At 48.7% G+C, this 14,619-nt stretch carries 16 protein-coding genes; 2 read left to right on the top strand and 14 right to left on the bottom strand.

Annotation, left to right across the window (positions count from 1 at the left end):
• Positions 1-6: 6 nt before the first annotated feature.
• From sugE to rpe, 5 genes are all read right to left on the bottom strand, one after another.
• Positions 7-324 (bottom strand): quaternary ammonium compound efflux SMR transporter SugE, encoded by a 318-nt coding sequence (gene sugE / locus FTU54_RS07905; RefSeq protein ID WP_104472520.1) that lies wholly within the window; start codon positions 322-324, stop codon positions 7-9.
• Positions 325-627: 303 nt separating this feature from the next.
• The gene (locus FTU54_RS07900) at positions 628-1,332 is read right to left on the bottom strand and encodes a copper resistance protein B (RefSeq protein WP_373685792.1); all 705 of its coding nucleotides are present in this window, start codon (positions 1,330-1,332) and stop codon (positions 628-630) included.
• Positions 1,333-1,615: 283 nt separating this feature from the next.
• On the bottom strand, positions 1,616-3,430 hold the full coding sequence (locus FTU54_RS07895; RefSeq protein ID WP_180074613.1) for a copper resistance system multicopper oxidase: 1,815 nt from the start codon (positions 3,428-3,430) through the stop codon (positions 1,616-1,618).
• 41 nt (positions 3,431-3,471) lie between these two features.
• A complete protein-coding gene (locus FTU54_RS07890) occupies positions 3,472-3,867 on the bottom strand; it encodes a hypothetical protein (protein ID WP_180074612.1) in 396 nt (131 codons plus the stop codon).
• A 479-nt stretch (positions 3,868-4,346) separates the two neighbouring features.
• Positions 4,347-5,033 carry a ribulose-phosphate 3-epimerase gene (rpe, locus tag FTU54_RS07885; RefSeq protein ID WP_180074611.1) on the bottom strand — a complete coding sequence of 229 codons (687 nt, stop codon included), beginning with the start codon at positions 5,031-5,033 and terminating at the stop codon, positions 4,347-4,349.
• A gap of 178 nt (positions 5,034-5,211) precedes the next feature.
• Here rpe and FTU54_RS07880 point away from each other — a divergent pair, with 178 nt between their 5' ends.
• Entirely contained in the window at positions 5,212-5,496 is a 285-nt protein-coding gene (locus FTU54_RS07880; protein WP_104472524.1) for a DUF2218 domain-containing protein, read from the top strand.
• A 16-nt stretch (positions 5,497-5,512) separates the two neighbouring features.
• Here FTU54_RS07880 and FTU54_RS07875 read toward each other — a convergent pair whose 3' ends face one another.
• From FTU54_RS07875 to FTU54_RS07835, 9 genes are all read right to left on the bottom strand, one after another.
• Positions 5,513-6,550, bottom strand: a complete 1,038-nt coding sequence (locus tag FTU54_RS07875) for a M48 family metallopeptidase (RefSeq protein WP_180074610.1) — start codon at positions 6,548-6,550, stop codon at positions 5,513-5,515.
• Positions 6,551-6,561: 11 nt separating this feature from the next.
• The gene (locus tag FTU54_RS07870) at positions 6,562-7,665 is read right to left on the bottom strand and encodes a YjgN family protein (RefSeq protein WP_180074609.1); all 1,104 of its coding nucleotides are present in this window, start codon (positions 7,663-7,665) and stop codon (positions 6,562-6,564) included.
• A 120-nt stretch (positions 7,666-7,785) separates the two neighbouring features.
• The gene (gene fghA, locus FTU54_RS07865) at positions 7,786-8,622 is read right to left on the bottom strand and encodes an S-formylglutathione hydrolase (protein ID WP_180074608.1); all 837 of its coding nucleotides are present in this window, start codon (positions 8,620-8,622) and stop codon (positions 7,786-7,788) included.
• 14 nt (positions 8,623-8,636) lie between these two features.
• Complete coding sequence (locus FTU54_RS07860; protein ID WP_180074607.1) at positions 8,637-10,043, bottom strand: C13 family peptidase; 1,407 nt, start codon at positions 10,041-10,043, stop codon at positions 8,637-8,639.
• A gap of 113 nt (positions 10,044-10,156) precedes the next feature.
• Positions 10,157-10,984 (bottom strand): class I SAM-dependent methyltransferase, encoded by an 828-nt coding sequence (locus FTU54_RS07855; RefSeq protein WP_180074606.1) that lies wholly within the window; start codon positions 10,982-10,984, stop codon positions 10,157-10,159.
• Entirely contained in the window at positions 10,978-11,802 is an 825-nt protein-coding gene (locus FTU54_RS07850; protein WP_180074605.1) for an undecaprenyl-diphosphate phosphatase, read from the bottom strand. Before FTU54_RS07850 ends, FTU54_RS07855 begins: the two co-directional genes overlap by 7 nt.
• 12 nt (positions 11,803-11,814) lie before the next feature.
• Positions 11,815-12,480 (bottom strand): tRNA (adenosine(37)-N6)-threonylcarbamoyltransferase complex dimerization subunit type 1 TsaB, encoded by a 666-nt coding sequence (gene tsaB, locus FTU54_RS07845; RefSeq protein ID WP_005179899.1) that lies wholly within the window; start codon positions 12,478-12,480, stop codon positions 11,815-11,817.
• 123 nt (positions 12,481-12,603) lie between these two features.
• Entirely contained in the window at positions 12,604-13,131 is a 528-nt protein-coding gene (locus FTU54_RS07840) for a gamma carbonic anhydrase family protein (RefSeq protein ID WP_168370235.1), read from the bottom strand.
• 12 nt (positions 13,132-13,143) lie between these two features.
• Positions 13,144-13,752, bottom strand: coding sequence for a CoA pyrophosphatase (locus FTU54_RS07835; RefSeq protein WP_005179902.1), 609 nt, complete (start codon positions 13,750-13,752; stop codon positions 13,144-13,146).
• A 122-nt stretch (positions 13,753-13,874) separates the two neighbouring features.
• Here FTU54_RS07835 and FTU54_RS07830 point away from each other — a divergent pair, with 122 nt between their 5' ends.
• Positions 13,875-14,423 (top strand): NUDIX hydrolase, encoded by a 549-nt coding sequence (locus FTU54_RS07830; protein ID WP_104470910.1) that lies wholly within the window; start codon positions 13,875-13,877, stop codon positions 14,421-14,423.
• The last annotated feature ends 196 nt before the right edge of the window (positions 14,424-14,619 follow it).

Here is a 14,619-nt window from a genome sequence, read left to right as displayed (position 1 = left end):
GCTTGATTATGCCGATGAAAGTTTCATCAGCACAAGGCCGGAAATAATTAACACTGCCGCCAGCATACGCATGGCCGATGCCGGCTCGCCCAGTACCAAAATACCCACCAGAAAAGAACCGACCGCGCCAATCCCGGTCCAGATGGTATAGGCCGTGCCCAGTGGCAGACTGCGCATGGCATAGGCCAGCAGGCCAAAACTGAGCACCATAAAGAAAATGGTCAGAATGCTTGGGGTAAGTTTGGTAAAACCATCTGAAAGCTTCATAAAATAAGCCCAGACAATTTCAAAAATACCGGCAAAAATTAATACGATCCAGGCCATCACGCCCTCCTCCATTATTCAGATAGAGTCAGGCCGTCCTGACGATTTTTCTTAAAGACAACGTCTTTAAGGGAGGTCGTTCCTCCAGAATTACGGTATCAGTATAGCAAAAATCCACCGCCTGCCAGTAGAACACCGTTGGAGGGGAATAAGCTTCAGCTCAAGAGGGACTGAAAATCACAACCCAGATAAGGCGATTCAAACTTATTCACTTGAGTGAATAAACTGCTTACTGGAGCATAGGTCGTTTCTCCAGCAAGCAAAAGGATGAACCAAAGCCCATCCAGTGTATGGATAAATGCTTTAAAACTTCAACCGTAATCCGACACCATATTGCCAGCCCTGTTCCGATTCTGTCGCATCCTGCTCAGCTGTCTGGGCCAGCCCTTTGTGATAGCCATAGGCCACATCTACAAACGGCATGACTTTTTTGCTGATTTCATAACGCATCTGTAGCCCGGTCTGCAGCTGGTTTAAACCAGTTTTCTGCGCCTGCGCCGATTCATCTGAAAGTACCAGCTTGGCCTGCAAATAAGGTGCCAGAATCAGTTTCTGGGTCAGCAAAAAATCCCGCTCAGTATCCAGACTCAGCTGCACCTGCTGATCTTCGGCAAGCGACAAATAGGCCTCAGATTCAAAGAAATACGGCGCCAGCCCATGCAGGCCAACCACACCACGCCATTGCTGTGCCGAAGTCTGATCCTCCTGCTGATAGGCTACACCAGCCTGGATATCCCAAAAATCAGAAATCATCCGGCTATATAAAACCTGTGCCTCATATTCAGCTTGTTGCGACTCGGCCTGCTCGGTATGCAGTTTGAAAAACAGCTTGTTCTCATCAGTTCCGATCCGGCTTTCCAGCTCGGACTGCCATACTCCGCGTCCACCCGCATGCTGCATCCATTTCGATTCCAGCATACTGGACTGATACCACTGCCCGCCATGCTCCTGCCGGTGATCATGCGTTGTTGCCGTTGCAGCCTTCTCCACCAGATGAGGCATGCTCATGAGCTGATGTTGCTGATGTTGCTGATGTTGCTGATGTTGCTGATGTTGCTGATGTTGCTGATGTTGCTGATGTTGCTGATGTTGCTGATGTTGCTGATGTTGCTGATGTTGCTGATGTTCAGCCTGCATCATCTGCTTGTGTTGTGCATGTTTATCGACAGATTTTACTGACGTCTGCGGTACAACTTCATGTTCTGTAACATGGGAAGATGGGTGCTGTGTCTGCGCCGATAACATCGGTGTCGCAAACAGCATGGCTCCCAGCAGATTGAAACGGGCAAAATTAGTGATGTGCATGTGCATCTCCCGAAGACTGAACAGCAGCTGGCAGCGCAGATGGAGCTGCGGATAATGAAGCCGTCTGCTCTGGCATCACCTGTGCCACCACCAGCTTATTCATCATGCCCGAACTCATGTGATACAGCAGATGACAATGGATTGCCCATTCCCCCAGCTCATCGGCAGTCAATAACGCGCTCACGGTTTTTCCAGGCGGTACAATCAGGGTATGTTTATTTGGCAGGTCGGCAGCAGCCTGACCATTTTCCAGCTGCATAAACATGCCATGCAAATGCATCGGATGCGCCATCATGCTGTCATTAATAAATTTCAGCCGAATCCGTTCGCCATAGGCCACCTGCAACGGTTCAGCCTCGCTAAATTTCTTGCCATTGATGGTCCAGATATAACGTTCCATCGTGCCGCCCAAACGAATCACCAGCTCTTGCACCGGCGCGCGCGTATCCGGCTGCGGCTTTAAGGCTTTTAAGTCCGCATAGCGAAGTGCTTTATGTCCGGCGGGTGTTGAGGCATTGGCCCAACCTTGAGGGACCGAACTGGCCGAAGATTTTGACTGCGCCTGCGTTGCATGCGATGAATGCACTGCAGGATGATCTTCGGCTACCGTTAAAGATTCAGTCTCTTTAATGGCAACATGCGTCATCGATGGATGCTGCAGGGTCGAAGATGTGGATGACGCACTATGTACCGCATGTGGCGCAGTACTTTCTGCACCATGAGCAGCATGTCCCATATCTTCCATGGTCAATACCGCACGTGGTCGTGCGGTTGGCATGTGCAGTGGCGGTGGTTGCATGCCCTGTTGCAATAAACTACCAATGGCAAAGCCTGAACGGTCAATTGATTCTGCTTCAATCTGGTAATGACCGGCTTTTGGTTCCACCAGTACATCATAGGTTTCAGCCGTCCCGATTCGGAACTCATCTACAGGCACCGGCTGGACCGGCTGGCCATCAGCGCTGATGACGGTCATTTTGAGCTGCGGAATGCGCACATCAAAAAACGACATGGCCGAGGCATTAATAAAACGTAAACGTACTTTTTCATTTGGTCGAAACAGTCCGGTCCAGGCCTGTTCCGGCGTTTTGCCATTGATTAAAAACTGATAACCGGTGACATCCGACAAATCGGTTCTGAGCATACGCATCTGGTTCCACATGGAACGTTGCTGCCAGGTCTGTTTCAGGCCCTGCTGTTTCACCTGCTGCACCACATCGGCCAGGGTTTCACGCTGGTTCTGATAATACTCGGCCGATTTTTTCAGATTATTTAAAATCGTGTCGCTAGAAGATGCGTGAAAATCGGACAGCATCACCACATAATCCCGCTCAGCCTGTTCATGCGCAGCCACAGGCTGTTTGCCTTTGGGATAAATAACTAGCGGGCCATACAGCCCATCCTGTTCCTGACCTTTGGAATGCGCGTGATACCAGTAGGTGCCCTGCTGCCGTAGCTGAAAGCGATAAGTAAAATGTCCCTTCGGCGCAATGCCCTGAAAACCGTTAAAGCCCGGCACGCCATCCATTAAACCTGGTAATAACAGACCATGCCAGTGAATGGAAGAATCACGATTTAGAAGCTGGTTATGCACATGAATCACCGCTTCATCACCTTCCTCAAATTCAAGCAAGGGAGCCGTGAATTGGCCATTCACACTTATTTTTTTGACAGTTTTTCCGGTCAGCTTGACCGGCTGCTCATCAATATACAGATGATATTCCCGGACTGCGGCCATCGCCCAGGACGATACGCACAGACATAAGCCAAGCACGATGGCCTGACGCAATTGAATTGACATGATTTATCCTTAAAACAATAAAAAAAGAAAAGTTTTTAAAGTCAGGATAAGGTTTTCGGTGGACGCAGGATTTCCTGCCAGTAACCGGGTAAATGCTGGGCATGATAGAGATGAAAGCGCGGCTCAGGCTCAAAGGTCGGGCTTGCCTGTTCCAGCACAGGGAGCGCAATCTTGAGATAGCTCAGACCCGGCTGGCAATGCAGTGGCGGACAATCCTGACAGTTTAAATGCTGCTCTGGATGATGCCCCGGCTCGCAGTCGGATAACTGTGCAGATGGACTGTCGCCGTGATGGCTTGGGTGATGCTGCTCTACAGGAGAATCTGCCTTTTCAGCATGACAAGGAGCAGGTGATGAAAGGGTTGATTTCACACTGGTGATCATGGCAGAGTTGGACAGTTGCATGGCCGCATGTGCTGGTTGTACAACCGCTAGCACAAGACTGCTCCATCCCATGACAAATGCCATCAGATAGCTGAACCACACCGGTTGTCTGCGCTGTGTATGCAACAGGATTTCCTCACCCCATAAGACCAAACCCCAGCGTTGAAGCTGCTTAAAACAGCTGAACGCCTGTGCAAACCAGCATAGAGAAATTTACAGTTATACACAATACTTTAAATTTTAAATTGCTGCTGCCGGGAAGATTGTTTTGCATATCAATAAAATAATAAAGTTATTTATTGTGCAGTATAACTCTTAAGCAGAGCTGAATAAAAAAGCAGGAATTTTAGGGCTTTTGCTCAAATAAAAAGGACTCATTTGAGTCCTTTTTATACATTTTATGTCTAATTGGTAAACGATTGATGTACAACTGTTTATAAATTAATCCGGTTATCCATACTGTTATCAACATAGATATCCATAGAGTTAATCACAAAGTTATCCACAGGGTGCCGATAACTTATCCAGTTTTATTAGGTATTCACGGCACCGACTTTGGCCAGTTCGGCACGCATCTCATCAATCACAGCTTTATAATCCGGTTTGCCAAAAATCGCTGAACCAGCCACAAACATATCGGCACCGGCTTCGGCAATTTCACGGATATTGGCCGGGCCAACACCACCATCAACCTCAAGGCGAATATCACGGCCTGAGGCATCAATGATCTGACGCGCCTGACGTAATTTTTCCGGGGTCATAGGAATAAATTTCTGGCCACCAAAGCCCGGGTTCACACTCATCAATAAAATCTGGTCGACTTTATCCAGCACATAATCCAGATAATGCAGCGGCGTTGCCGGGTTAAAAACCAGACCCGCCTTGGCACCGCCCGATTTGATCAGTTGCAGCGAACGGTCAATATGGTCCGAAGCTTCCGGGTGGAAGGTAATAATATCGGCACCGGCTTCCAAGAAGTCGCCAATCATGCGATCCACCGGAGAGACCATTAAATGCACATCAATTGGCGCCTGAATCCCATAATTTTTCAGGGCCTTACATACGCCTGCACCAAAGGTGAGGTTGGGTACATAGTGATTGTCCATGACATCAAAGTGGACAACATCAGCACCGGCTTCAAGCACTTTTTCTACCTCTTCCCCTAAACGGGCAAAGTCTGCAGAAAGAATAGAAGGCGCAATTAAATATGGCTTGGACATGGGAGACCCTGGCTAAGTATTTGAGTGACTGCGCCATTATAACAAATTGTCCCCGGCTCTGGGGCGGCAGATGGCCACCTGCGGCAAGATTGCAAATCTACAACGCTGTGTTGCAACACGCGGCTTTGTCTGGGCGCTCTTTTCTCTTAGGCTTAAGGCTTACTGAACAGGATTTTTCATGAAACGTTATAGTCATATTGCCACCACACAAGCGGCCCGTCTGGCCAAACGCCTGGGTAACCACTGGAAACACAAATTTGAAGTACAGGAAACAGCACAGGAACTGCGTATTTTGATGCCAAGCGCGACCATTGTGTTACAGCCACAATCTGATGCGCTCTATACCGAAATTATTGCTTTAGATGAACACACCGACCTGAACCGGCTGGAACAGGTGGTGCTGGATCATCTGCAACGCATGGGACAGGAACAGTTAAGTGCTGACTGGCAGCAGGCCGATTAAACCTACTTAGATCTGCTCATTTTACTTCGGCAGATTGCTTGGCTTCAAAGGCCTTGACTGCTTCAATACGCTCCTGCGTGGCCGGATGGCTTTGCAGAAAATCCCAGACCGACTTACCCTGCTCGCTTTCGCCGCTTTCATCTGCCAGCCGTTGTAACAGGTTGGCATAATGGATGGTTGGCACCTGCTTGTGCTGCATGGTGGTTAAGGCATAATGATCGGCTTCGGCTTCAAAATTACGCGAATAACTGGCACCCACCAAAGCCAGAGGCAGGCTGGTCATTAAATCGGAGCCATCACCGGTAATCGCAATCAGAATTACCCCAAAACCTAAACTGGCCAGCGCCTGTTGCAGACTATGCCGCTCGACCAGATGACCCTGCTCATGTGCCAGCACCCCCAGAATTTCCCGGTCATCCTGTGCCAGCTCAACCAGTTCATCGGTCAGAATAATAGTATTGTTGGGAATCGCCACCGCATTGGCACCCAACCGATTCCCTTCTCGAAACAGCAGTTTCGCCGGCCGGTCTTCTGCCACCAATGCCTGATACTGCTGTAAAATTGCCTGCTGGCGCGCCGCACTTAAACGGCTTGGACCCGTCATCTCCAGCACATAGTGCTCTGCTTCATTGCCGACACTGTTCAGGGTGGTTTCCGGTAACTGATTGGCCACCACATGCGAGGCCCACGGAATGCCCCACTTCACCGTGGCAAAGGCCAGCGCCACAATAAAAATGGTGCTAAACAGAATCAGGCTGGGGGTACGCTCCAGCTTCCAGATCGACTGATAGATATTCTTTTGCTGCAGCTGAAACCACTCCGGTAAAGGCTGCTGAAACTCCAGACGTGCATCATCCTGGAGTTCAATCACCGGCTGGATACGGCCCAATGCACCTATCAGCAGCATGTCCTGATAACGATAACGGCGCTGCAAGGCAAAGTTTTCACCATACTGGACCCAGATACTGTCTGCATCGGCTGCCAATACCTGAGCAGTATAAGGCTTGGCACTCTGACCATCATAAAACACGGCTTCAACCCTCATCTGTTGCATCAGTGCTTTCCTTATAAAGACACATCAATATCAAAGATATCGCTAATTTCTTCCGCAATCGCGCTTGGATCACCCTGTAACTGGTTCATCAGCAGGTCCGGATCATTGTTTAAATGCAGGCTTAAAGACTCCACCTGATAGCGATATAAACGGATTGCCGCCCACGGCGTCATAAGGCCGAGGGTTAAAATTTTCACCATCCAGTTGCTGAGCACAATCCAGGCATAGCGCCACTGGTTGCAACTGGTCTGAAACTGGCTGCGACTGAGGGTGGTATTGTTCCAGCTGGTCATAAAAATCCGCGCCAGCATTAATGGCCAGATGAATAAAGCCGCCAGCAGATAGATGCCCATAAAAATCCAGACATACTGCACCGCACTCAGACTGGAAAAATCGGCCAGCAAGGCCAGTACCAGCGCTGCCGCTCCCAGCAAGCCGATAAACAGAAACAGCGGCACATACATGGCGCGCATATAGGCCGGCCAGTCGGCCTGTAATTTAAACTGTAGCTGTCCCGCATAAAGATGATCGAGGCAATAACGCTTATACAGCCAGATCAGCACCGGGAAAAATATGCCCAGGGTCAAGATATACACCAGAATCCCTTTTAAAAATTCGATATAGGCTTTTTTGCTGGTGCCAGAAAAGAAAAAGCGGCTGTTACCAAATTTACTGTTACGTGCATTAAAGCGGATGGTAGCCCGAATCAGCCAGGGTACCGCCAGATACAGAATCAGCACCCCAATCAAGGTAGCGCGTACCGAATAGTTGGATAACAGCGAAATGGCCAGATACAGACCAATCGCAATCAGCCGGCCGATTAAAATCTTGCTCGGCACACCGGTAAAGTCAAAACGGCGCTGGATAAATTCGGTATTGCCATAAAAATAGCGCAAGCGGCGCACTTTGGCCCATGGCGCATACAGTCCCAGCGTGACAATAATCAACAGAATATTGACAATCCAGATGCCAAAATATTCCATGGCAGTGCCATAAAAATGAAAGGGATGGCGCTGTCCAAGCAGCTGCGGTTCAGGTGAATCAAGCACAAGCGCCGGCGGCAGCTGGGTCTGTTCCTCTGCGGTAAAAGTCGGATGTATATCTTGGTTTTGCATATCAGGCCTTATAATTATTTTTTAAAATAAAGACACGGTTAAAAATTAAAAAAGCAAAAATTCACAGACCGCTTTCACCCTGCAACAGGTCGAAAGCGGTGTTCTGCGCGATGGATTATATTAGGATTGTAATTGGACTGCATGAAATTGCAGATGATCATCGATAAAACTTTGAATAAAGTAATAACCATGATCATAGCCGGCATGTTCACGTAAGCTCAGCGGCTGTCCGGCCTGCGCACAAGCGGCCTGGAACAGCGCTGGATTCAACTGGCTATAGAACTGATCCTGTAGGCCCTGATCAATTAGAATATCGGCAAATTGCTTGCCTTTTTGCTGGACCAGTGCAGTGGCATCATGCGCTTGCCAGCCTTGACGATCCTCACCTAAATAGGCACTAAAGGCTTTCTCGCCCCACGGGCACTGGCTTGGCGCACAAATTGGTGCAAAGGCAGAAACTGATTTAAATTTTTCCGGATATTTAAAGGCTAGCGTTAACGCACCATGGCCGCCCATACTGTGGCCGAAAATACCAATGCTGTCGGTTTGCACCGCAAACTGTTCACACACCAGCGCATACAGCTCTTCTGCAACAAACTGTTCCATCTGGTAATGCGCTGCCCAGGGTGCCTGGGTTGCATTAATATAAAAACCTGCACCCTGCCCGATATCCCAGTGATCGCCCTGTGCCACCTGCTCACCGCGAGGTGAAGTGTCCGGGCTAATCAGAATAAAGCCTAATTGTGCCGCCAGACGCTGGGCATGCGCTTTAATTGCAAAAGTTTCTTCGGTACAGGTTAAACCCGCCAGGTAAAAGAGCGCCGGACAGTCCTGATCCGCCAAGGCTTGTGCCGGCAGAAAAATACCAAAACGGCTTTCCCCATTTAAGCTGCTGGAGTTAAAACGGTAAATTCGCTGTTCGCCATCAAAGCATCGATTGTTCTGTATTAATTCCATCGTCTTATCCTGTTTTAAGGGCTGCCTAAAGTTAAAGGCATTTCATTTGGCTGCGCCACCACGGCTTGTGGGAATAAACGCTGCTCCAGTTGTGGCAACATCAGCTGCATGTTCTTGCCCATCGACCATTGCGGTTCAGACGGTTCAAAACCTTGTGCCTGCTCCCATTTTGCCACGGTCAGCTTGGCCTGTGCAAAAGCCTCGGCAAAGCTGTTATTTTCACGCATGGCCTGATCAAAGAAAGCCCGGCCAAAATAGGTATAATCGGCTTCGTTGGAACAGCCGAATGAAGCGCGATCTGCGGCCGATGCGGTAATTACCAAAGTATTGTCATTTTGCAGGGCCGAAACAAAACTGCCCGAATAACAGGCCGAGATCACAATTACGCGCCAGCGGATACCGGATTTATCCAGCGCATCGCGCAGCCATTTTGGATCAACCTGTTGCAGTTCCAGCGGGGCATTTTCCATTTCAAACTGGTTCGGCAAGCCATGCGAGGTCATGTATAAAAACAGCACATCGCTTTCCGGATTCATCTGCTTACCTATACGGCGCAGTGCCAGTTCCATACTGGTGCGTGAGGCAATCGGGGTGACATTACGCGTCATCGGGTTATTTACCAGAATCATCGAGCGGCCAAAAGTGCCAAAGCGGGTATCGAACTGTTCCCGAATCCGCTCGACTTCGGACATAAACACATCCTGATAACTGGCTCCGGCCACGCCCAGAAAATACCAGTGTGATTGTGCAAATTCACCATACTGAATCTTCTCCAGCGCCTGATTCAGTATCTTGCTTTGTGCATAAAAGGCTTCTTCGCTAAACGTCGGCGGGACCTCTTCCACCTTCCAGATTGGCTGGCTCTTGACCGACATCTGCCACACCACCAGGGTAAACAGCGTGGCCAGAACAATCAGCGCACGTTCCCACCACGGCCATTTCAGTTCACGGGAAAATACCCAGACCACGGCCAGACTCTGCCAGACAAACAGCACCATGAAAATCAGCGGCAGATAGTCATAGAACACATAGGGCAGCACATCAATCATGCCCAGATATTGAATCAGGCTTTGCAATAAGGCGATGTGAGTATCTAACACCAGCCACAGTAAAGCCGGCACCAGCATGAGGCGTGGATTATTGACGCGCTGGGACAGGAAAATCCCGACAATTAAGGCAATAAACGGCCACAAGGCATAACTGACCAGACCTTGCGGGTTAAAATCACCGGTTTCACCGGCGCTGAGCCAGCTAAATAAAGTGTTGGCCAGACCGCCTAAAATGCCCCAGAAAATCAGTTGCAGAATGGAAGGACGGACAATCTGTAAAGATCGGCGCGAACCAAAAAATAACCACATCCCCGCTGTTTGGTTGCTTTTAAAATCATGCCAAAAATTGATGGAGGGTTTAAAGTCGATCATAAGATTATCGTTAGCAGTGGCTCGCTTTGTGCAGACTTAGTTTATGCCTGATGTCATAATTATCAATGCTCTTTTTTAACTATATAACAAATCTTTGCCCAGTTTTGAAGCGATTACCCGTTTACTTTGGTCGCGTCCTGCTGGAAGTAGGCATCGAAGCGGCAGGCATCTCCGGTCCATTGATGATCCGGTGTTTGCCCGGCCAGATATACCGCCAGACGTGGTCGCTTAACCACCACACGTTTGGCGATTTTTTGCGCCAGCGGTAGCAAGGCATCGCCCAAATCCATTTCACCATGTTCCGGCAATAACAAATGCAGCAGCTGCATCTGCTTTTTGACTTGTGCCTGTTTTTTTACCGCCTGCTGGTTCTGGTCACGCTGTGGAAACATCGGATCCAGATACACTACATCAACAGCCTGCCCTGCTTCTGCCTGCGCTTTTAAGTAATCAGCCGAATCGGAAAAAACCAGCTGGATGCGTGCGGCAACCTTGCTTAAAAACGGGTCCTGTAGGGCGCGCTGGTAGCTATCTTCCAATAAACTAAACAAAATTGGATGCCGTTCCACCAGCGTCACCTCAGCACCAAGATGTGCCATTAGCAAGCTGTCATGGCCCAGACCTGCAGTTGCATCAATCAGCTGCGGTTTTTCCGCCAGGTTACAGGCACGGGCCAGCATTTCTGACTTTAATGACGCGCGTTTTAAACGCGGAATTTCAGCCTGCCAGTCTGGCTGCATTTTCATGCCCAGCGCACATAGCCACAGGCCATCGGCATCAACGCACAGCGCCATCTCCGGATGCAGTCTTAAAAAACGTGCATTCAGTTTGTCGATGACATCAATTTGAAGGGTAACCTCACGTGAAGAAAGCACAGCCTGATAGTGCTGTGCTTTCTCAAAAAATGCGGGTTCGGTATAGCAGCGAAGTTCGCTTACCATAAGGTCCAGCCTGTATATGCAAAGAGTAAAATCAGAAGGCCTGACACAATACGATACCAGGCAAAAATCATAAAGTCGCGTTTGGCCACATAGGCCACCAGCGCACGAATTAAGAGTAATGCAGAGATAAAAGAAACAATAATCCCGACACTCAGTACGGTCCAGTCCTGGGTGGTCTGGAAGACATCATAACTTTGATATAAATCCAGCAAGCCGGCGCCAATAATCACCGGAATCCCCAGAAAGAACGAGAATTCCGTCGCTGCTTTACGCGATACGCCCAAGAACATCGCCCCAATAATGGTCGCGCCCGAACGGGAAGTGCCCGGAATTAAAGACAGTACCTGAATCAGACCAATCCAGATCACATCTTTATAGGTCAGGTCTTCAACTTCCTGCGCCCGTACTTGAGGTGGATGTTTCTCAATCCAGATAATGATCAGACCACCAATAATCAGGCCAATGGCCACGGCGATATCATTAAACAACATCGCTTTCACGGTTTGCCCGAAAGTCAAACCAATCAGCATAATCGGCAGTGAGGCCAGAATCAGGCCAAAGCCCAGACGGCGTCCGGTTTCTTCGCCGGTGAACATGCCGGTGGCTGCGCCCCAAAGCCGGGTCCAGTATTCATAAATCACTGCTGCAATTGCCCCCATTTGAATGGCAATTACAAAAACATCACTTTTTTCTTTGGTCCAGAAGTTCATCAGTTCTGAAGCCAAAATTAAATGGCCGGTACTGGAAATTGGTAAGAATTCTGTGATTCCTTCAACAATTCCCATAATTGCCGCTTTCAGCAGCAGTAAAAAATCCATAGAAAATCCTAGTTATGATTTGCCTTGTTCTGGAATTTTTTTCCAAGCATTATCCCGCAAATACACCGGTAATGCGTATTCCGCACTGACCCATGCTTCACGTTGGGCCAATACGCGTGCAATGGTAGCAATATCTTGCGCCGTTGCACTTAAGTCTTTGTATTGTGTTTGTTCTTGTTGCAATAAGGTTGAACCTGAGCCTACTAATGGGGACTGCGCTACGGCCGCCGCATCACTATAGCCCAATAACTGTTCTTCGCTCACCGGCTGCATAATGCCTTCTGCATCTAACTGGAAACTGGCGATATAGACTTCATTCATCCGCGCATCCAGCACTGCTGTTACCGCGCTTAAACCTGCTAGCCGATAAGCCGCTTGTGCCAGTGCCTGCAAGGTCGATACCGGAATGACCGGCAGATCATGTGACCAGGCCAGTGCCTGTGCCACCGCGGCATTAATCCGCACGCCACTGAACGAGCCCGGGCCACGGCTAAAGGCCACTGCGGTTAAATCGGCAGTGGCCGTTTCGGTCTGAGCAAAACCTTGCTCAATCATCGGGAGAATGGTTTGGGTTTGTGCCTTGGCGCGCTCATCCAACTGAAAAAACAGTTCCTGCGTGTCATTTACAATCGAAACGGAACACTGCTCATTGGCAGTTTCCAATGCCAGTAACTTCATGCACAACCTTAAAATTAAATTTTAAAAACTGGCCGCTATCATACTCCACTCCTAGACACTAGGCGAGAACTTCACCGGCTTTCACACAGAAAAAAGCCAGTTTCAAACTGGCTTTTAGGTATCTTAAAGTTCGACTTTTTCCAGCTGCTGGAAATGCTGAAAGTGCTCGGCATAATGTAAGGCGCTCAGTTTCAGACGGGCCGCTCCTGCTTCATCCAGGGTTTTTACAATCTTGCCGGGAGAACCCATCACCACCGAATTATCCGGGATGACTTTGCCTTCCGGAATCAGCGCATTGGCGCCAATAATACAGTTTTTCCCAATCACGGCATGATTCAGCACCACCGCGTTAATACCAATCAGGCTGTTATCGCCGATGGTACAGCCATGCAACATGGCCTGATGACCGATAGTGACATAGTTACCAATCTGCATCTCAATACCCGCATCGGTATGCAGCACCGCATTTTCCTGGACATTACTAAAATCTCCAAGACGAATCAGGCTGTTATCGCCACGCACTACCGCGCCAAACCAGATACTCACCTGCCGGCCCAGCTCCACCTGACCAATGACCGTTGCGGTTTCGGCGACCCAACCATCCCATGGTTGATGTAATGCTTTTGGGGCAATGCCCTGAAATTTATACAACATTAAAATTCCCTATTTAGATGATTTAAATCGAAACGTCGGTGAATTCAGTAAAAATGGCCATTCTTTTTGATAATCCAGCCCATACTGAAATAAAGCCACCAGCATCCGTGCAGTTAATCCCCAGACAATCTCATTTTCAACGCGCATGCTGGGAAAATATAAGGACTGATGGGCATAGCGCACCTCATATGGCACCGGCGGCGCTTCCATCAGATTTTTTAAAGAGGCGAAAAAAATACGGTCAATTTCGGTCGGTTGCGCTGACAGCTGCACCTCGGGTGGAATCAGGCCGACAATGGGTTTGACCAGCATGCCATTACGCGATTTTTGCATTGGCAAATCGCCAATCAGTTCCACATCAAAAGGATTCAGCGCGGTTTCTTCCTGTGCTTCGCGCAGTGCCACCACAATATTACTGGTATCCTGTGGATCGCGCTTGCCGCCCGGGAAAGACACCTCACCGGCATGGCTGTTTAAATAGGCCGAGCGGCGGGTCAGCAGGACTTTCGGCTGAGCTTCATCGGTAATTGCAATCAACACGGCCGCATGCGCCTCACGCATACTTCGCGAGAAGCGTAAGCGCTGTTGCAATTCCTGTGTCAATGAATGCTCTACCATCTTTTATTATCCTGATTGCCTGACTTTCATCATAGCTGAAATTCTGGGCAAAAGGATAGAAATGATGCCAAAGTTCATTTTTTCAGTTATGCTGATCAGCAACTTTATCGTTGATGCTGAATATGAACTTTTGCGGAACGTGTGGACATAAAACAACGGAAAAAATTCCTTTAGGCGATCATCAGTTACGCCGTGTTTGCAGCCATTGTGGCAGTATTCATTATGTGAATCCGAAAGTGATTTGCGGTGCTTTGGTGCTGTGGGAAGATCAGGTGTTATTATGCCGCCGTGCCATTGAACCGCGTTATGGACTCTGGACCCTACCTGCCGGTTATATGGAACTGTTTGAAACCATGGAACAAGGCGCGGCACGTGAAACCCGTGAAGAAGCAGAAGCGGAAATCGAGATTGAGCAGCTGTACTGCATGTACAACATTCCACGGATTGGCCAGATTTATGTGCTGTTTAAAGCGCAGCTGATTGAAGGTCAATTTGGGGCGGGTGAAGAAACTATTGAATCGCGTCTGTTTAGCGAAGATGAAATTCCATGGGCAGAACTAGCCTTCCCAAGCGTGGAACATACCTTAAGACATTATTTTGAAGACCGCAAAAACCAGCATTTCCCGACTCATCTGGAAACCTTGGGTACGCGTTTGGATCATACTGGTTAACAATAAATATCTCCGCCAAGAAAAAGCCCATCCGTAGATGTAATGCCAGTCAGTTAAGCAAATATTAGAAAAATGTAGTAAAAATGAGTGTATGTAAATACGCTCATTTTTTTATGTCTTTATCTGAACATTTAGAATCCACTCTTGAACATGCTCTCCCATCACTTAGCCATTTTTGTGAACTTATTGACTTAAA

The sequence above is a fragment of the Acinetobacter sp. YH12116 genome, from assembly GCF_013418895.1.
In the GTDB taxonomy this organism is placed as follows: domain Bacteria; phylum Pseudomonadota; class Gammaproteobacteria; order Pseudomonadales; family Moraxellaceae; genus Acinetobacter; species Acinetobacter indicus.
The sequence above is the reverse complement of the archived record's forward strand: the minus strand, read 5'-3'. Positions and strand labels throughout refer to the sequence as shown.

Bases quoted from the DNA above. Each gene is read 5' to 3' on its own strand.
- sugE (WP_104472520.1), bottom strand. From the start codon at position 324: ATGGCCTGGATCGTATTAATTTTTGCCGGTATTTTTGAAATTGTCTGG.
- FTU54_RS07900 (WP_373685792.1), bottom strand. From the start codon at position 1,332: ATGAGCATGCCTCATCTGGTGGAGAAGGCTGCAACGGCAACAACGCAT.
- FTU54_RS07895 (WP_180074613.1), bottom strand. From the start codon at position 3,430: ATGTCAATTCAATTGCGTCAGGCCATCGTGCTTGGCTTATGTCTGTGC.
- rpe (WP_180074611.1), bottom strand. From the start codon at position 5,033: ATGTCCAAGCCATATTTAATTGCGCCTTCTATTCTTTCTGCAGACTTT.
- FTU54_RS07880 (WP_104472524.1), top strand. From the start codon at position 5,212: ATGAAACGTTATAGTCATATTGCCACCACACAAGCGGCCCGTCTGGCC.
- FTU54_RS07875 (WP_180074610.1), bottom strand. From the start codon at position 6,550: ATGCAACAGATGAGGGTTGAAGCCGTGTTTTATGATGGTCAGAGTGCC.
- FTU54_RS07870 (WP_180074609.1), bottom strand. From the start codon at position 7,665: ATGCAAAACCAAGATATACATCCGACTTTTACCGCAGAGGAACAGACC.
- fghA (WP_180074608.1), bottom strand. From the start codon at position 8,622: ATGGAATTAATACAGAACAATCGATGCTTTGATGGCGAACAGCGAATT.
- FTU54_RS07860 (WP_180074607.1), bottom strand. From the start codon at position 10,043: ATGATCGACTTTAAACCCTCCATCAATTTTTGGCATGATTTTAAAAGC.
- FTU54_RS07855 (WP_180074606.1), bottom strand. From the start codon at position 10,984: ATGGTAAGCGAACTTCGCTGCTATACCGAACCCGCATTTTTTGAGAAA.
- FTU54_RS07850 (WP_180074605.1), bottom strand. From the start codon at position 11,802: ATGGATTTTTTACTGCTGCTGAAAGCGGCAATTATGGGAATTGTTGAA.
- tsaB (WP_005179899.1), bottom strand. From the start codon at position 12,480: ATGAAGTTACTGGCATTGGAAACTGCCAATGAGCAGTGTTCCGTTTCG.
- FTU54_RS07835 (WP_005179902.1), bottom strand. From the start codon at position 13,752: ATGGTAGAGCATTCATTGACACAGGAATTGCAACAGCGCTTACGCTTC.
- FTU54_RS07830 (WP_104470910.1), top strand. From the start codon at position 13,875: ATGAACTTTTGCGGAACGTGTGGACATAAAACAACGGAAAAAATTCCT.